The 17,618-nt window shown below is 71.6% G+C and carries 16 protein-coding genes; 1 reads left to right on the forward strand and 15 read right to left on the reverse strand.

Annotation, left to right across the window (positions count from 1 at the left end; genetic code table 11):
* Window positions 1-43: 43 nt before the first annotated feature.
* The 6 genes from carB to pyrR form a co-directional block, all read right to left on the reverse strand.
* A complete protein-coding gene (gene carB / locus ACFYXS_RS36375; RefSeq protein WP_389256069.1) occupies window positions 44-3,355 on the reverse strand; it encodes a carbamoyl-phosphate synthase large subunit in 3,312 nt (1,103 codons plus the stop codon).
* Window positions 3,348-4,487 (reverse strand): glutamine-hydrolyzing carbamoyl-phosphate synthase small subunit, encoded by a 1,140-nt coding sequence (gene carA, locus ACFYXS_RS36380; RefSeq protein ID WP_389256070.1) that lies wholly within the window; start codon window positions 4,485-4,487, stop codon window positions 3,348-3,350. The genes carB and carA overlap by 8 nt, the downstream gene beginning before the upstream one ends.
* Window positions 4,484-5,056, reverse strand: a complete 573-nt coding sequence (locus ACFYXS_RS36385) for a hypothetical protein (protein ID WP_389256071.1) — start codon at window positions 5,054-5,056, stop codon at window positions 4,484-4,486. The genes carA and ACFYXS_RS36385 overlap by 4 nt, the downstream gene beginning before the upstream one ends.
* Window positions 5,053-6,351, reverse strand: a complete 1,299-nt coding sequence (locus tag ACFYXS_RS36390) for a dihydroorotase (protein ID WP_389256072.1) — start codon at window positions 6,349-6,351, stop codon at window positions 5,053-5,055. The genes ACFYXS_RS36385 and ACFYXS_RS36390 overlap by 4 nt, the downstream gene beginning before the upstream one ends.
* Before the next feature lie 2 nt (window positions 6,352-6,353).
* Window positions 6,354-7,325 carry an aspartate carbamoyltransferase catalytic subunit gene (locus tag ACFYXS_RS36395; protein WP_389256073.1) on the reverse strand — a complete coding sequence of 324 codons (972 nt, stop codon included), beginning with the start codon at window positions 7,323-7,325 and terminating at the stop codon, window positions 6,354-6,356.
* Between the two features lie 121 nt (window positions 7,326-7,446).
* Window positions 7,447-8,028: a bifunctional pyr operon transcriptional regulator/uracil phosphoribosyltransferase PyrR gene (gene pyrR / locus ACFYXS_RS36400; protein WP_389256074.1), complete on the reverse strand. Its 582-nt coding sequence runs from the start codon at window positions 8,026-8,028 to the stop codon at window positions 7,447-7,449.
* A gap of 217 nt (window positions 8,029-8,245) precedes the next feature.
* Here pyrR and ACFYXS_RS36405 point away from each other — a divergent pair, with 217 nt between their 5' ends.
* Window positions 8,246-8,746: a transcriptional regulator gene (locus ACFYXS_RS36405; RefSeq protein WP_360914905.1), complete on the forward strand. Its 501-nt coding sequence runs from the start codon at window positions 8,246-8,248 to the stop codon at window positions 8,744-8,746.
* 158 nt (window positions 8,747-8,904) lie between these two features.
* Here the strand turns inward: ACFYXS_RS36405 and nusB are convergent, their stop codons facing one another.
* From nusB to mltG, 9 genes are all read right to left on the reverse strand, one after another.
* A complete protein-coding gene (gene nusB, locus ACFYXS_RS36410; RefSeq protein ID WP_389256075.1) occupies window positions 8,905-9,351 on the reverse strand; it encodes a transcription antitermination factor NusB in 447 nt (148 codons plus the stop codon).
* A 2-nt stretch (window positions 9,352-9,353) separates the two neighbouring features.
* Window positions 9,354-9,920 (reverse strand): elongation factor P, encoded by a 567-nt coding sequence (gene efp, locus ACFYXS_RS36415; protein WP_319664338.1) that lies wholly within the window; start codon window positions 9,918-9,920, stop codon window positions 9,354-9,356.
* 53 nt (window positions 9,921-9,973) lie between these two features.
* Window positions 9,974-11,083, reverse strand: coding sequence for an aminopeptidase P family protein (locus ACFYXS_RS36420; protein WP_389256076.1), 1,110 nt, complete (start codon window positions 11,081-11,083; stop codon window positions 9,974-9,976).
* Between the two features lie 58 nt (window positions 11,084-11,141).
* The gene (locus ACFYXS_RS36425; protein ID WP_389256077.1) at window positions 11,142-11,921 is read right to left on the reverse strand and encodes an AAA family ATPase; all 780 of its coding nucleotides are present in this window, start codon (window positions 11,919-11,921) and stop codon (window positions 11,142-11,144) included.
* A gap of 127 nt (window positions 11,922-12,048) precedes the next feature.
* Window positions 12,049-13,152 (reverse strand): 3-dehydroquinate synthase, encoded by a 1,104-nt coding sequence (aroB, locus tag ACFYXS_RS36430; protein ID WP_389256078.1) that lies wholly within the window; start codon window positions 13,150-13,152, stop codon window positions 12,049-12,051.
* Entirely contained in the window at window positions 13,149-13,664 is a 516-nt protein-coding gene (locus tag ACFYXS_RS36435) for a shikimate kinase (RefSeq protein ID WP_389256079.1), read from the reverse strand. The genes aroB and ACFYXS_RS36435 overlap by 4 nt, the downstream gene beginning before the upstream one ends.
* A complete protein-coding gene (gene aroC, locus ACFYXS_RS36440) occupies window positions 13,661-14,845 on the reverse strand; it encodes a chorismate synthase (RefSeq protein WP_389256080.1) in 1,185 nt (394 codons plus the stop codon). The genes ACFYXS_RS36435 and aroC overlap by 4 nt, the downstream gene beginning before the upstream one ends.
* 141 nt (window positions 14,846-14,986) lie before the next feature.
* Entirely contained in the window at window positions 14,987-15,823 is an 837-nt protein-coding gene (locus ACFYXS_RS36445) for a shikimate dehydrogenase (RefSeq protein ID WP_389256081.1), read from the reverse strand.
* Window positions 15,823-17,586 (reverse strand): endolytic transglycosylase MltG, encoded by a 1,764-nt coding sequence (mltG, locus tag ACFYXS_RS36450; protein ID WP_389256082.1) that lies wholly within the window; start codon window positions 17,584-17,586, stop codon window positions 15,823-15,825. The genes ACFYXS_RS36445 and mltG overlap by 1 nt, the downstream gene beginning before the upstream one ends.
* Between the last annotated feature and the right edge of the window lie 32 nt (window positions 17,587-17,618).

Here is a 17,618-nt window from a genome sequence, read left to right on the forward strand (position 1 = left end):
GTGACGAGGGGGACACCGCGCCGGTGTCCCCCTCTCGTGCCCCCTACGCCTCGCGGGCGGCGATGAGGCGTTCCGCGTGCTCCTGAAGGGAACGGACCCCGACGTCGCCGCGGGCCAGGGCGTCCAGCCCCTGCACCGCGGCGGCGAGCGCCTGCACGGTGGTCAGGCACGGGACGCCGCGGGCCACGGCGGCGGTACGGATGTCGTACCCGTCGAGGCGGCCGCCGGTGCCGAACGGGGTGTTGACGATGAGGTCGATCGCGCCGTCGTGGATGAGGTCGACCACGGTCGGCTCGCCGTTCGGGCCGGTGCCCTCGCTCTTCTTGCGCACGACGGTGGCCTCGATGCCGTTGCGCTTGAGCACCTCGGCGGTACCGGAGGTGGCCAGCAGCTCGAAGCCGTGCTCCACCAGGGCCCGGGCCGGGAAGATCAGCGCGCGCTTGTCGCGGTTGGCCACCGAGACGAAGGCGCGGCCCTTGGTCGGCAGCGCGCCGTAGGCACCGGCCTGCGACTTGGCGTACGCCGTGCCGAAGACCGAGTCGATGCCCATGACCTCACCGGTGGAGCGCATCTCCGGGCCGAGGACGGTGTCCACACCACGGCCGTGCACGTCACGGAAGCGGCTCCATGGCAGCACGGCCTCCTTGACGGAGATCGGCGCGTCGAGCGGCAGGGTGCCGCCGTCGCCGTGGGCCGGCAGCAGGCCCTCCGCGCGCAGTTCGGCGACGGTGGCGCCGAGCGAGATGCGGGCGGCGGCCTTGGCCAGCGGCACCGCGGTCGCCTTGGAGGTGAAGGGCACGGTGCGCGAGGCGCGCGGGTTGGCCTCCAGCACGTACAGGATGTCCCCGGCCAGGGCGAACTGGATGTTGATCAGGCCCTGGACGCCGACGCCCTTGGCGATGGCCTCGGTGGAGGCGCGCAGCCGCTTGATGTCGTGGCCGCCCAGCGTGATCGGGGGCAGGGCGCAGGCGGAGTCGCCGGAGTGGATGCCGGCCTCCTCGATGTGCTCCATGACGCCGCCGAGGTAGAGCTCGTGGCCGTCGTAGAGCGCGTCGACGTCGATCTCGATGGCGTCGTCGAGGAAGCGGTCGACCAGGACGGGGCGGTCCGGGCCGATCTCGGTGGACTCGGCGATGTAGGAGGCGAGGCGGGTCTCGTCGTAGACGATCTCCATGCCGCGGCCGCCGAGCACGTACGAGGGGCGCACCAGGACCGGGTAGCCGATCTCGTCGGCGATGGCCTTGGCCTCCTCGAAGGTGGTGGCCGTGCCGTGTTTGGGGGCGGGCAGGCCGGCCTTCGCCAGGACGCGGCCGAAGGCGCCCCGGTCCTCGGCGAGGTGGATGGCCTCGGGCGAGGTGCCGACGACGGGCACGCCGTTGTCCTTCAGGGCCTGCGCGAGGCCGAGCGGGGTCTGGCCGCCGAGCTGGACGACGACGCCCGCCACGGGGCCCGCCTGCTGCTCGGCGTGGACGATCTCCAGGACGTCCTCCAGCGTGAGCGGCTCGAAGTAGAGCCGGTCGGAGGTGTCGTAGTCGGTGGAGACGGTCTCGGGATTGCAGTTGACCATGACGGTCTCGTAGCCCGCGTCGTGCAGCGCGAAGGAGGCGTGCACACAGGAGTAGTCGAACTCGATGCCCTGGCCGATGCGGTTCGGTCCGGAGCCGAGGATGATCACGGCGGGCTTCTCGCGCGGCGCGACCTCGGTCTCCTCGTCGTAGGACGAGTAGAAGTACGGGGTGCGGGCGGCGAACTCGGCGGCGCAGGTGTCGACCGTCTTGTAGACCGGGCGGACGCCGAGCGCGTGCCGGACCTCGCGGACGACGTCCTCGCGCAGTCCGCGGACCGCGGCGATCTGGGCGTCGGAGAAGCCGTAGCGCTTGGCCTCGGCCAGCAGCTCGGGGTCGAGCTTGCCCGCGGCGGCCAGCTCGTCGGCGATCTCCTTGATCAGGAAGAGCTGGTCGACGAACCAGGGGTCGATCCTCGTCGCGTCGAAGACCTCCTCCGGCGTGGCGCCGGCCCGGATCGCCTGCATGACGGTGTTGATCCGGCCGTCGGTGGGACGCCCAGCGGTGAGCAGCAGCTCGCCCTTGTCGCCCGGTTCGCCGGTGAAGGCGAACTGGCTGCCCGTCTTCTCCAGCGAGCGCAGCGCCTTCTGCAGCGCCTCGGGGAAGTTGCGGCCGATCGCCATCGCCTCGCCGACCGACTTCATGGTGGTGGTGAGGGTGGAGTCGGCGGCCGGGAACTTCTCGAAGGCGAAGCGCGGCACCTTGACGACGACGTAGTCGAGCGTCGGCTCGAAGGACGCCGGCGTCTGCTCGGTGATGTCGTTGGGGATCTCGTCGAGGGTGTAGCCGACGGCCAGCTTGGCGGCGATCTTGGCGATCGGGAAACCGGTCGCCTTGGAGGCGAGCGCGGAGGAGCGGGAGACGCGGGGGTTCATCTCGATGACGATGACCCGGCCGTCCTCGGGATCGACCGCGAACTGGATGTTGCAGCCGCCGGTGTCCACGCCGACCTCGCGGATCACGGCGATGCCGATGTCGCGCAGGGTCTGGTACTCGCGGTCGGTCAGCGTCATCGCGGGCGCGACCGTGATGGAGTCGCCGGTGTGCACGCCCATGGGGTCGAAGTTCTCGATGGAGCAGACGACCACGACGTTGTCGTTCTTGTCGCGCATCAGCTCCAGCTCGTACTCCTTCCAGCCGAGGATGGACTCCTCCAGGAGCACCTCGGTCGTCGGGGAGAGCGTCAGTCCCTGGCCGGCGATGCGGCGCAGCTCCTCCTCGTCGTGGGCGAAGCCGGAGCCGGCGCCGCCCATGGTGAAGGAGGGGCGGACGACGACCGGGTAGCCGCCGAGGGTGCCGACGCCGGCGATCACCTCGTCCATGGTGTGGCAGATGACCGAGCGGGCGGACTCGCCGTGGCCGATCTTGGCGTTGACGGCCCGGACGACGTCCTTGAACAGGTCGCGGTCCTCGCCCTTGTTGATGGCCTCGACATTGGCGCCGATCAGCTCGACGCCGTACTTGTCGAGGACGCCCGCCGTGTGGAGCGAGATCGCGGTGTTGAGCGCGGTCTGGCCGCCCAGGGTGGGCAGCAGCGCGTCCGGGCGCTCCTTGGCGATGATCTTCTCGACGAACTCCGGGGTGATCGGCTCCACATAGGTGGCGTCGGCGATCTCCGGGTCGGTCATGATCGTGGCCGGGTTGGAGTTGACCAGGATCACCCGCAGGCCCTCGGCGCGCAGGACGCGGCACGCCTGGGTGCCGGAGTAGTCGAACTCGGCTGCCTGGCCGATGACGATCGGGCCGGAGCCGATGACCAGGACGGACTGGATATCGGTGCGCTTAGGCACGCTGGCCCTCCATGAGCTTCACGAAGCGGTCGAACAGGTACGCGGCGTCGTGCGGACCTGCGGCGGCCTCGGGGTGGTACTGGACGCTGAAGGCGGGGGTGTCGAGCAACCGCAGGCCCTCGACCACGTTGTCGTTGAGGCAGACGTGGGAGACCTCGACCCGCCCGTACGGGGTGTCGGTGACCTGGTCGAGCGGCGCGTCCACGGCGAATCCGTGGTTGTGCGCGGTGACCTCGACCTTGCCGGTGGAACGGTCCTGCACCGGCTGGTTGATGCCGCGGTGGCCGTACTTGAGCTTGTACGTGCCGAACCCGACGGCCCGGCCGAGCAGTTGGTTGCCGAAGCAGATGCCGAACAGCGGGGTCCTCCGCTCCAGGACGCCCTGGATGACGGTCAGGTCGGCGGTGGCCGGGTCACCGGGGCCGTTGGAGAGGAAGACACCGTCGGGACCGGCCGCGTAGATCTCCTCCAGGGAGGCGCCCGCGGGCAGGACGTGCACCTCGATGCCGCGCTCGGCCATGCGCTGCGGCGTCATGCCCTTGATGCCGAGGTCCAGGGCGACGACGGTGAACTTCTTCTCACCGACGGCCGGGACGACGTACGGCTCCTTGGTGGCGACCTCCGCGGACAGGTCGGCGCCCGTCATCTGCGGGGCGGCCTGCACCTCGGCCAGGAGTGCGGCCTCGTCGGCGTGCGCCTTGTCGCCGGAGAAGATGCCGACGCGCATGGCGCCGCGCTCGCGCAGGTGGCGGGTGAGGGCGCGGGTGTCGATGCCGCTGATGCCGACGACTCCCTGGCGGGTCAGTTCCTCGTCCAGGGTGCGCCGCGAGCGCCAGTTGGAGGACACCCGGGCGGGGTCGCGGACGACATATCCGGCCACCCAGATACGGGAGGACTCCGGGTCCTCGTCGTTGACCCCGGTGTTGCCCACGTGCGGGGCGGTCATCACGACCACCTGGCGGTGGTACGAGGGGTCGGTCAGCGTCTCCTGGTAGCCGGTCATGCCGGTGGAGAAGACGGCCTCGCCGAAGGTCTCCCCCACGGCCCCGTAGGCACGGCCGCGGAAGGTGCGGCCGTCCTCCAGGACGAGTACGGCAGGGACCCTGGCGGGCCGCTGGGCGGAGGTCGTCATCGTGCGCCTTCCTGGTCGTGCGTAAGGGTGTTCAGTGCCTCGACCCACGCGATGTGCTCGGCGGAGCGGTCGGAGCGGAAGCCGGAGTCGATCTCCCGGTCGCCGTGCGCCCAGGTGATCACCAGCAGGCCGCCCTCGGTGAGGACCTTGCCCGCGATGCCCTTGTCGAGGCGGGCACCGCGCAGTGCACCGGCCGGGATGAAGAAGTCCGGCGCACCGGTGCGGACGACGTCGACGCCGCGGTCGGTCAGGGTGAGCTCGGCGCGGCTGCGCACGCCCAGCCCATGGGCGACGATGCGGTCCAGCCACTGCCCCGCGGTGGTGCTGCCGTGGTAGCGGCCGTCCATGGTCAGCAGGACCGGCCGCGGCTCGCCCTGCTCCTCGGGGGCGGTGGGGAGGGCGGGGACGTCGCCCTGGAGCGTGCCGCGCCACTTCCAGCCCTGGCGCATCAGCCAGTAGACGAGCGCGATGAACAGCAGCAGGCCGACGACCCAGCCGATACGGGAGGACCAGTCGGTGACCTGGGCGGAGTGCTTGCCCTCCGCCGCGATGAGTACCAGAGGTGTCACGAGAGCTTCCCGTCCATGACCGTCGCCTTGCCCCGCAGGAAAGTGGCGAACACCTGGCCCGGCAGCTCCAGCCCCTCGTAGGGCGTGTTCCGGCTGCGGGAGGCGAAGCCCGCGGGATTCACCACACCACGGTATGCCGGAACGACCAGCGTGAGGTTGGCGGGCTCGCCTGCCGAGACGGGTCGTCCGTGGCCGGACAGCCGCCCGATGGCTGCCGGGCGGAAGGACATGCGGTCGGCGACGCCGGCCCAGTCGAGCAGCCCGGTGTCGACCATGGCGTGCTGGACGACCGACAGCGCGGTCTCCAGGCCGATCATGCCCATGGCCGCCGCGCCCCACTCGCAGTCCTTGTCCTCGTGCGGGTGGGGGGCGTGGTCGGTGGCCACGCAGTCGATGGTGCCGTCGGCCAGCGCCTCGCGCAGGGCCATGACGTCGGCCTCGGTGCGCAGCGGCGGGTTGACCTTGTAGACGGGGTTGTAGGTGCGCACCAGCTCGTCGGTGAGCAGCAGGTGGTGCGGGGTGACCTCGGCGGTGACGTCCCAGCCCTTGGACTTGGCCCAGCGGACGATCTCCACCGAGCCGGCCGTGGACAGGTGGCAGATGTGCACGCGGGAACCGACGTGGGCGGCGAGCAGCACGTCGCGGGCGATGATCGACTCCTCGGCGACGGCCGGCCAGCCGGTCAGCCCCAGCTCGCCGGAGACGACGCCCTCGTTCATCTGGGCGCCCTCGGTCAGCCGCGGCTCCTGCGCGTGCTGGGCGACGACGCCGTCGAAGGCCTTCACGTACTCCAGGGCGCGGCGCATCATGACCGCGTCGTCCACGCACTTGCCGTCGTCGGAGAACACCCGGACACCGGCCACGGAGTCGGCCATCGCGCCGAGCTCGGCGAGCTTCTTCCCCTCCAGGCCCACGGTGACGGCACCGACGGGCTGGACGTCGCAGTAGCCGTGCTCGCGGCCGAGCCGCCAGACCTGCTCGACGACGCCGGCGGTGTCGGCCACCGGGAAGGTGTTCGCCATCGCGTGCACGGCGGTGTAGCCGCCGACGGCCGCCGCCTTGGTGCCGGTGAGGACGGTCTCGGAGTCCTCGCGGCCGGGCTCGCGCAGATGGGTGTGGAGGTCGACCAGCCCCGGCAGCAGGACCATGCTCTCGGCCTCGACGACGGCGGCACCCGCGGGGGCGGTCAGCCCGGTGCCGATCTCGGCGATGGTCTCGCCGTCGATGAGGACGTCCTGCGGGTCGCCGCCCAGGATCCTCGCGCCGCGGATCAGCGTCTTCGGGGTCGCGCTCATGGTCACTTGCTCTCCTCGGTGCGGGCGGGGGCGGAGACGGCGGGCTCGGCGCCGCCGAGCAGCAGGTACAGGACGGCCATGCGGATGCTGACGCCGTTCCTGACCTGCTCGACGGCGGTGCAGCGCGGCGAGTCCGCGACGTCGGCGGTGATCTCCATGCCGCGGTTCATCGGGCCGGGGTGCATGACGACGGCGTGCTCCGGCAGGGCGGCCATCCGGATGCCGTCGAGGCCGTAGCGGCGGGAGTACTCGCGCTCGGTCGGGAAGAAGGCCGCGTTCATGCGCTCGCGCTGGACGCGCAGCATCATCACGGCGTCGGTCTTGGCGAGCACCGCGTCCAGGTCGTACGAGACCTCGCAGGGCCAGTTCTCGACGCCGATCGGCAGCAGGGTGGGCGGCGCCACGAGGGTGACCTCGGCGCCCAGGGTGTTCAGCAGCAGCACATTGGAGCGGGCCACACGGCTGTGCAGCACATCGCCCACCACGGTGACGCGCCGGCCCGCCAGGTCGCGGCCGGGGCCGGACAGATGGCGGCGCATGGTGAAGGCGTCCAGCAGCGCCTGGGTGGGGTGCTCGTGGGTGCCGTCGCCGGCGTTGACCACGCTGCCGCCGATCCAGTCGGAGTACGCGAGGCGGTGCGGGGCGCCGGACATGTGGTGGCGGATGACGACGGCGTCGGCGCCCATCGCCTCCAGGGTGAGGGCAGTGTCCTTCAGCGACTCGCCCTTGGAGACCGAGGACCCCTTGGCGGAGAAGTTGATGACGTCGGCCGACAGTCGCTTGGCGGCGGCCTCGAAGGAGATGCGGGTGCGGGTCGAGTCCTCGAAGAAGAGGTTCACGACCGTGCGGCCGCGCAGGGTGGGGAGCTTCTTGATGGGGCGGTCGGCCACGCGGGCCATCTCCTCGGCGGTGTCGAGCACGAGGAGGGCGTCGTCGCGGGTGAGGTCGGCCGCCGAGATCAGGTGGCGCTTCATCGGTCACTCCGGAGGATGCGTGCGGGGGCGGGCAGAGGGGCGGCACGCGGCGTCTCCCGGACGGCTCGTGCCGGGGGACGGGCGGGCATGGCTGTGCCCCGGGAGACGGGGCGGAACCGCGCTACTCGTCCGCCGGGGAGCCGTCGCGTACGCCGAGCAGGACGCAGTCGCGCCCGTCCTCCTCGGTCAGGTGGACCTTGACGGTCTCGCGCAGCGAGGTGGGGATGTTCTTGCCGACGTAGTCGGCACGGATGGGCAGCTCGCGGTGGCCGCGGTCGACCAGGACGGCCAGCTGCACCGCGCGCGGGCGGCCGATGTCGTTCAGCGCGTCGAGGGCGGCGCGGATGGTGCGGCCGGAGAAGAGCACGTCGTCCACGAGGACGACCAGGCGGCGGTCCACGCCGTCGGCCGGGATCTCGGTGCGGGCGAGCGCGCGGGCCGGGCCGAGCCGCAGGTCGTCGCGGTACATGGTGATGTCGAGCGAGCCGACCGGGACCTTGCCGCCGGTGATGCCGTCGAGCTTGTCGGCGAGTCTGCGGGCCAGGTGGACGCCGCGGGTCGGAATGCCGAGAAGCACCACGTCGTCGGCGCCCTTGGCGCGTTCGACGATCTCGTGGGCGATGCGGGTCAGCACCCGCTCGATGTCCTGCGCCTCCAGCACGGGCCGGGACGGCACCGTTGAGGCTTCATTGTGTGCGGCCATGAAAAATGGACCCCCTTCCCCGCCTCACGGGACGGGTCTTAAAGGACGCCAAAACGTACAGGACCACCGTACCAGCCCCGCTGACCTGCTCCGTCGCGGGTGACGCGCCGATGACCTCGCTCGTCCGGGGGACCGGTGTGGACCATTCGGCTTGACGGATTCCAATTACGCTGCGTAACCTCACAGTGAGTTACTGAGTTTCCGTCCGGGGAGCGTTATGTCCAGCGATTACGCCAAACAGCTCGGAGCGAAGCTCCGCGCCATCCGCACACAGCAGGGACTCTCCCTCCACGGCGTCGAGGAGAAGTCCCAGGGGCGCTGGAAGGCCGTCGTGGTCGGCTCGTACGAGCGTGGGGACCGCGCGGTCACGGTGCAGCGGCTTGCCGAGCTCGCCGACTTCTACGGCGTGCCGGTCCAGGAGCTCCTGCCCGGTTCCGCGCCCGGTGGTGCCGCCGAGCCGCCGCCGAAGCTCGTCCTCGATCTCGAGCGCCTCGGCCAGGTGCCGTCCGACAAGGCCGGCCCGCTGCAGAGGTACGCCGCGACGATCCAGAGCCAGCGAGGTGACTACAACGGCAAGGTGCTGTCGATCCGCCAGGACGACCTGCGCACCCTCGCCGTCATCTACGACCAGTCGCCCTCGGTCCTGACCGAGCAGCTCATCGGCTGGGGCGTCCTCGACGCGGACGCGCGGCGCGCGGTGCAGCACGAGGAGGGCTGACACCCTCGGGAAGCAGAAACGTTCACGCCCCTGTGCGGTGGCCTTTCGGACACCGCACGGGGGCGCTTGCGTTCCCGGGCCCGGAAGAACCCGGCCGGCGGCACGCGACGGGCCCGGAACGCGATGGCGTTCCGGGCCCGTGGGTCGCTCGGGGAGGCTCAGTCCTCGTTCTGCGGCAGATCCTCGCGCAGGCTCGGCTTGAGCTCCTTCAGGCGGGCCAGCAGGCCGTTCACGAACGACGGCGAGTCGTCCGTGGAGAACTCCTTGGCCAGCTGCACGGCCTCGTCCAGGGCGACGGCGTCGGGGACGTCGTCCTCCCAGATCAGCTCGTAGGCGCCGAGCCGCAGGATGTTGCGGTCGACGACCGGCATCCGGTCGAGGCTCCAGCCCACAGCGTGCTTCGAGAGCAGTTCGTCGATCCGCTTCGCCCGTTCGGCGTAACCCTCGACGAGTTTCATGGTGTATTCGCTGACCGGCGGCTGCCGGTCGTCGGTGCGGGCGAGCCTGATCCAGTCCGCCATGGCGGTCTTGGGGTTGACGCCCCGCTGCTCCGCCTCGAAGAGGATCTGGAAGGCGCGCTTACGGGCCTTGTTGCGAGCGGCCACGGTTAGCTGGTCACCCGGCCGAGATAGTCACCCGTGCGGGTGTCGACCTTGATCTTCTCACCGGTGGTGATGAAGAGCGGCACGCCGATCTCGTAACCGGTCTCCAGCTTGGCCGGCTTGGTGCCGCCGGTGGAGCGGTCGCCCTGGACGCCCGGCTCGGTGTACTCGATGACCAGCTCGACCGCGGCCGGCAGCTCGATGTACAGGGGCGCGCCCTCGTACATGGCGACGACGGCCTCGAAGCCCTCCAGGAGGAAGTGGGCGGCGTCGCCGACGACCTCGGGGGTGATGTAGATCTGGTCGTACGTGTCCATGTCCATGAACACGAAGCTCTCGCCGTCCTTGTAGGAGAACTGCATCCCGCGCTTGTCGACGTTGGCCGTCTCGACCTTCACGCCGGCGTTGAAGGTCTTGTCGACGACCTTGCCGGAGAGCACGTTCTTGAGCTTCGTACGGACGAAGGCGGGGCCCTTGCCGGGCTTGACGTGCTGGAACTCGACTACGGACCAGAGCTGGCCGCCGTCGAGCTTGAGCACGAGGCCGTTCTTGAGGTCGTTCGTGGTGGCCACGGTTGCGGAATCTCCTGCACTGCTGCTTCGGGGACCAAACAGGTGCCCGCCCGCTACAGGGCGAGCAGCTCCTTGGTCGTGATGGTGAGTAGCTCGGGCCCGCCGTCCGTCGGGGGACGCACGACGAGTGTGTCGTCGATCCGGACACCGCCGCGGCCCGGGAGGTGGACCCCCGGTTCGACGGTGACCGGCACGCAAGCGTCCAGTTTACCCATGGCAGCAGGCGACAACCGAGGGTCCTCGCCGATCTCCAGACCGACCCCGTGTCCCGTGCTCTCCCCCAGGGCGTCGCCGTACCCGCCGGACTCCAGGACGTGCCGTGCGGCATGGTCCACGTCGCGGCACGCCGCGCCTGGCAGCAGTGCCTCCCGGCCGGCCCGCTGGGCGGCGAAGACGAGGTCGTACAGCTCGATCTGCCAGTCGGCGGGGGACGTGCCGATCACGAAGGTACGGCCGACCTCGCAGCGGTAGCCGCGGTAGCAGGCGCCCAGCCGCACGGTCAGGAAGTCGCCCTCCTCGACCCGCCGGTCGGTGGGCAGATGGCGCGAGGCACCCGAATGCGGCCCGGTGCCGACGCAGGTCGGGAAGGCGGGGCCGTCGGCGCCGTGGTCGATGAGGCGCCGTTCCAGCTCCAGTGCCAGATGCCGCTCGGTGCGCCCCACCAGGATCGACTCCAGGAGCTCGCTGAGGGCCTGGTCGGCGATCTCTGCGGCGATGCGCAGGGCGGAGATCTCCTGCTCGTCCTTGACCAGCCGGAGCTGTTCCACGGCCGTCCCGAGGTCGGTGAGGCGGACGCCTGGTGCGGCCGCGCCCATCGCGCGGTGCCGGGCGACGGTGAGGTGGTGCTCCTCCACGGCCACTGCATCGGCCTTGCGCTCGGCGGCCAGGCCCGCGGCGGCGACCGCGGGGTCGGCGTCGGGGGACGGCAGCACGACCGCGCGCACGTCGTCGGGAAGGCGTCCCTCGGCGAGGTCCCCGGAGGGGTGGCGGCCGTGCACCAGGACGTCCTCGGGGCCCGGGGTGATCAGCAGCACCGTGCCGGGCGGGGCGCAGCCGGTCAGGTAGCGGACGTTCGCGGGGCGGGAGACCAGCGCCGCCGCCGCTCCGGACGCCGCGCATCGGTCCCGCAACCGTTCCCTGCGGGCAGCGTGCACCTCGGACATGTGGTGAGCGTACGTCGGGTCCCGCCGCTCGGCCTGTCGAGCCGGGCCGCCGGACGGGCTACCAGGCGGGCGGGCCCTGCAGGCTGCGGGTGACCACGCTGTCGAGGGCGGCGGCCGCCGCGGGCACGTCCAGGTGCGAGTTGTCGATGATCGGCAGCCCGGACCCGTACCAGCCGGCCATCCGGCCGTGGATGCGGGCGACCTCCTCGTCGGTCAGCCGCCGGTTGCCGGTGCGCTGCGCGTTGCGGGCGAGCACGACGTCGAGGCCGGGGAGCAGTACGACGGGCAGCAGGCCGGGGCCGACGTGGCGCTTCCAGCCGCCGAGGCCGACCACCGGCCGGTCGGGGAAGACGGCGTCGTCGATGATGCAGGAGATGCCGTTCGCCAGGAAGTTGCGGGCGGCGAAGCCGCAGGTGCGGCGGGCGAGGCGGTACTGCGCCTCGGAGTGGTCGTTCCAGCCCGACTGGGGGTCGGCGAAGCCGGAGCGGACCCATTCGCGCACGTCGTCCAGGCTGATGTGCGCGGTGGGGACACCGCGGTGGTCGGCCCAGTGGCGGGCGATGGTGGTCTTCCCGGCTCCCGCGGCGCCGATCAGCAGGACGGCCACGGGGCCGTGGCCGGGGCGCGGACGCGGGCCGCCAGGGCTGGTTCCGGGGTCGGCACCGGGCTGGTGCACCTGCTCGGGCGGCCGTCCCGGGTGCTGGACGGGGGCGCCGGCTGCCATCGGGAAGTGGCCGGTCAGGCCGGTCGCCGCCGGGGGCTGAGGCGGCGGACCCGGCTGGCCGGCTGGCTGTCCGCCGTGCGGCGGTGGCAGAGGCGCGCCCACGCCATGCTGCATCGCGGCCACTCCGTCCCGTACAAGTGCTTTCAGGTTCGACCGAACGGTACCGTCAACGGCCGTAGTTGTGTGAACGGCCGGGTCACCCGCAGGGTGCCCGGCCGTTCGGCGACAGTGGTGCCGGTCGCTACTTGGAGATCTCCGCGTAGGCGGCGAGGAGCACAGCCGGGTCGGGTGCCTCCAGCACGGTGGGCTTGGCGAGGGCGTCCAGGACGATGAAGCGGAGCCGGTCGCCGCGGGACTTCTTGTCGACCTTCATGGTCTCCAGCAGTCGCGGCCACTGGTCGCCGCGGTAGGTCAGCGGCAGTCCCACCGATTCCAGCACCGTGCGGTGGCGGTCCGCGGTGGCGTCGTCCAACCGCCCGGCGAGACGGCCGAGTTCGGCGGCGAAGACCATGCCGATGGAGACGGCCGCGCCGTGCCGCCAGTCGTACCGCTCGTTCTTCTCGATGGCGTGGCCGAGCGTGTGGCCGTAGTTGAGGATCTCCCGCAGACCCGACTCCTTGAGGTCCGCGGAGACCACCTCGGCCTTGACCCGGATGGCCCGCTCGATCAGCTCGGCGGTGTGCACGCCGTCGGGGGTGCGGGCGGCGGCCGGGTCGCCCTCGATCAGGTCGAGGATGACCGGGTCGGCGATGAAGCCCGCCTTGATGATCTCCGCGAGGCCGCTGACGTAGTCGTTGACCGCGAGGGACTCCAGGGCGGCGAGGTCGCACAGCACGCCGGCGGGCGGGTGGAAGGCGCCGACGAGGTTCTTGCCCTCGGCGGTGTTGATGCCGGTCTTGCCGCCGACGGCGGCGTCCACCATGCCCAGCACCGTGGTCGGGACCGCGATCCAGCGGACGCCCCGCAGCCAGGTGGCGGCGACGAAGCCGGCCAGGTCGGTGGTGGCACCGCCGCCGACGCCGACGACGACGTCCGTGCGGGTGAAGCCGGACTGGCCGAGCGCCCGCCAGCAGTACGCGGCGACCTCGGCCGTCTTGGCCTCCTCCGCGTTCGGCACCTGGATGGCGACGGCTTCGTAGCCCTGCTCGGCCAGGTCGTCGCGGAGCGCCTCGCCAGTGGCGGAGAGCGCCTCGGGGTGGATGACGGCGACGCGGGCCGCCTTCTCGCCGATCAGGCCGGGCAGCTCGCCGAGCAGCTGCCGGCCGACCAGGACCTCGTACGGCTCGGTGCCCGCACTGCCCCCGACCGGGATGCGGACGGTGGCGTGGGCGGCGTGCTCGGTCATGCGGTCTTCAGCTCCAGTGCGTCCAGGACGGCCTCGGCGACGTCCTCGGGGGTACGGTCCTGCGTGCTCACCACGGCCCGGGCTACTTCGGTGTACAGCGGGCGCCGGGCGTCCATCAGCTCCCGCCACTGCCGTCGCGGGTTGACGGCGAGCAGCGGCCGGGCGGCGTCGAGGCCGACGCGCTTGACGGCCTCGGCGACGTCCATGTCGAGGAAGACCACGGGCAGGCCGGCGAGCAGCCCCCGGGTGTCCTCGCTGAGGATCGCGCCGCCGCCCAGGGCGAGCACCCCGGGGTGCTCGGCCAGCGCGGTCCGCACCGCCCGGGCCTCCAGGGCCCGGAAGTGCTCCTCGCCGTCCTCCACGAAGATGTCGGAGATCGGGCGGCCCTCGGCCTCGACGATGTCCGCGTCGGTGTCGCGGCAGGTCACACCCAGGCGTTCGGCCAGCAGTTCGCCGACGGTGGTCTTGCCGACGCCCATCGGCCCGACCAGGACGACGACCGGCGCGCTCACCGGATCGCCAGGTGGTCGAGGTAGCCGCGCACATTGCGGCGGGTCTCGGTGACGCTGTCGCCGCCGAACTTCTCGGCCACCGCGTCGGCCAGCACCAGGGCGACCATCGCCTCGGCCACGATGCCCGCGGCGGGCACGGCGCAGACGTCGGAACGCTGGTGGTGGGCCTGGGTGGCCTCGCCGGTGGTCACGTCCACGGTGGCCAGGGCGCGCGGCACGGTGGCGATGGGCTTCATCGCGGCGCGCACGCGCAGCAGTTCACCGGTGGACAGGCCGCCCTCGGTGCCGCCGGAGCGACCGGAGGAGCGGCGGATGCCGTCGGGGGTGGCCACGATCTCGTCGTGCGCCTTGGAGCCGGGGACGCGGGCGAGTTCGAAGCCGTCGCCGACCTCGACGCCCTTGATGGCCTGGATGCCCATGAGGGCCGCGGCCAGGCGCGCGTCCAGACGGCGGTCCCAGTGGACGTGGCTGCCGAGGCCGACCGGCACGCCGTACGCCAGCACCTCCACGACGCCGCCCAGGGTGTCGCCGTCCTTGTGCGCCTGGTCGATCTCCGCGATCATCCGCTTGCTCGCGTCGGAGTCGAGGCAGCGCACGGGGTCGGCGTCGAGCTTCTCGACGTCGGCCGGAGTGGGCAGGACGCCGTACGGTGCCTTGGCCGAGGCGAGTTCCACGACGTGGGAGACGATCTCGATACCGGCCGTCTCCTTGAGGTACGAGCGGGCCACGGCGCCCAGCGCGACGCGGGCGGCGGTCTCACGGGCGGAGGCGCGCTCCAGGATCGGCCGGGCCTCGTCGAAGCCGTACTTCTGCATGCCGGCGAGGTCGGCGTGGCCGGGGCGCGGGCGGGTCAGCGGGGCGTTGCGGGCGAGTCCGGCGAGGATCTCGGGGTCGACCGGGTCGGCCGACATGACCTGCTCCCACTTGGGCCACTCGGTGTTCCCGACCATGATCGCGACCGGCGAGCCCATGGTCAGCCCGTGGCGGACGCCGCCGAGGAAGGTGACCTGGTCCTGCTCGAACTTCATGCGGGCACCGCGGCCGTAGCCCAGCCGCCGCCGCGCGAGGTGGTCCGCCACCATAGCGGTGGTGATCGGCACACCGGAGGGGAGTCCCTCCAGCGTCGCGACGAGTGCGGGGCCGTGCGACTCCCCCGCGGTCAGCCAGCGCAACGTGCTCAACGGTGCTCGCTCCTTCTCCATGGGCCGGCCCGCGGCAAGGCGGGCCGGACCGGCCGTGCGTACTCCGAATCCTTTCACGTCCGCGCGCGAGGACCGAGCACGGTCCGCCGAGCGGACACCAGGCGTCGCCGGCGCCGAGGCTCAGGAGCGGTGCAGCGCCGCCTCCCCCGCGGCGCGCATCGCCGCCAGGGGCGCGGGCCGGCGGCCGGTCATCAGCTCCACCTGGAGCACCGCCTGGTGCACGAGCAGGTCGAGCCCGCCGACCAGTGCTCCCCCGCGGGCGGACCACGCGGCGGCCAGGGCCGTCGGCCAGGGGTCGTACAGCACGTCGAAGAGCGTGCCCGGCGTCTGCGGCACGGCCGCGGCGAGCGCGTCCGTGGTGCCGGCCGGGGTCGTGGCGACCACCAGGGGGGCGTCGAAGGCGCGGTGCGCGTCCTCCCATGCCGCGGTGCGCACGGACACGCCCAGCCGCTCGCCCCACTGCCGCATCTCGGCCGCGCGCGCCGCGCTGCGCACATAGGCGGTGACCTCGCCGTCGCAGATCTGCGCCAGTGCGGCCAGGGCGGAGGACGCGGTCGCGCCCGCTCCCAGGACCGATGCCGCCGCCACCCGCCCGACGCCGCGCTCGCGCAGGGCCGCCACCATGCCGGGGATGTCGGTGTTGTCGCCCGTGCGGCGGCCGTCCTCGGCGAACACCACGGTGTTGACGGCCTCCACCGAGGCCGCTGTGCCGCTGATCCCGTCGAGCAGCGGGATCACCGCGCGCTTCAGCGGCATCGTCAGCGACAGTCCGGCCCAGCGCCCGTCGCCCTGCCCCAGTTCCGTCAGGAATCCGGGCAGGGCCTCCTCACCGACGTCGAACCGGTCGTACGTCCAGTCGTCCAGGCCCAACTCCGCGTAGGCGGCGCGGTGCAGCACGGGCGACAGGGAGTGGGCGATGGGCGATCCGAGGACCGCCGCCCGCTTGCCCTCACTCATCAACCGCCGTGCTCCCGCTGGTACTTGTTGAACTCCTCGACGTTCTTGTCGTGCTCGGCCTGGCTGTTGGTGAAGCGCGTGTCACCCGGCTTGACCGTCACGAAGAACAGCCAGTTGCCCTTCGTCGGATGCAGCGCCGCGTCGATCGCCTGGTGCCCGGGGTTGCCGATCGGCCCCGGCGGCAGGCCCTTGTGGTTGTACGTGTTGTACGGCGACGGGTCCTTGGTGTCGGCCGTCGACGTGTTGAGCGTGCTGCGGCCCTTGGCGTAGTTGATCGTCGAGTCGAAGCCCAGGAACATGTTCTGGTCGAGGCGGTTGTAGATGACCCGCGAGACCTTGCCGAACTCGTCGTCCTCCTTCGCCTCGGCCTGTACCAGGCTGGCGATGGTGATGACCTCGTGCGGCGACATTCCGACCTTCTTGGCCTGCGCCTGGAGGTCGTCCTTCTCGTACTCGGCGGTCGCCTGCTTGACCATCTGCTTCAGCAGCTCCTCGGGCTTCATGTCCTTGGCGATGCTGTAGCGGGAGGGGAAGAGGAATCCTTCCAGCGGGTCCTTTATGTCGGCCCCGTCGTCCGCCCAGGACGGCATGCCGAGCTTGTCGGCATCGGCCGTGGCGACCTTCTTGGTGGTGCCCTCGTCCAGTCCCAGCTTGGCGTCGATCGTCGAGTAGATCTGCGCGTCCCGCAGGCCCTCGGCGATGATCAGCACGTTCTGGGAATTGGGGTCGAGCATCATCTTCACGGCGCTGGCGGCGGACATCTCCTTGTGGAGGACGTACACGCCGGCCTGGATGAGCTTGCCCTTGGGGTTCTGATTCGTGGCGGTGGTGAACGCGTCGACGCTCTTGACCACGCCGGACTTCTTGAGGATGTTGCCGATCTCGATGCCGCTGGCGCCCTGCGGGATCTCGACCTGCACCTCTCCGGTGCCCTGGCCCGCGAAGTCGGGCGCCGGGCCGAAATGCGACTGGTAGTACGAGTAGCCGAAGTACGTCACGCCGGCCAGGCCGCCGCCGAGCACCACGAGCACGACCATGCAGGCCATACCGCTGCGGCGCTTCTTGCCGCCGCCCTTGCCCGCCTTGCCGCCTCGGCGGTCGCCGCGGCCGGAGGCGTGGTCGTCGCCGTCCTCGTCGTCGTCACCGCCGCCCGAGAAGAAGGCGTGGTCGTCGGCGGCCTCCGTCTCGTCGTCCCACTCGGGACGGGACGGCTCGGGCTGCCGGCGCTGCGGCTGCGGGCGTTGGGGCTGGGGGCGCTGCGGGACCTGCTGCGGAGGCGCCTGCTCGTACCCCTGCGGGGCCTGCTGCTGCTCCTGGTACCGCTGGTCCGGCGGCTGCGGCGGCGGGTAGCCGTTCTGACCGTAGTAGTCGGGCTGCTGCGGCTGGCCGCCGTAGGGGTCGCCGCCGTAGCCGGCCGGGGTGCCCCAGGAGTCGTACTGCTGCTGCTGGGCGTCGTACGGGTACTGGGGCTGCTGCCCGGTGCCGCCGTACGGGTCCCAGCCGCCCTGCTGCTGGTACTGCGCCTGCTGGGCCTGCGGGTGCTGCTGCTGAGGCTGGGGGTACTGCTGTTGCTGCTGGGAATATTGCTGCGGGTACTGCTGCTGCTGTTGCTGAGGATGCTGCGGGTGCTGCGGGTGCTGCGGGTGCTGGGCATGCCGCTGAGGCTGCTGCTGCGGGTGCTGCTGGTCGCCCCACTGGTCACCGAAGAGAGGGTCTTCGGGGTGCCATGCTTCGGAGCCTGAGCTCCGGCCATAGTCAGTCATCGATCCCCTACGGTTCGGTTCGCGAGGCGGCA

The sequence above is a fragment of the Streptomyces sp. NPDC002574 genome (genome assembly GCF_042889545.1).
Taxonomy (GTDB): domain Bacteria; phylum Actinomycetota; class Actinomycetes; order Streptomycetales; family Streptomycetaceae; genus Actinacidiphila.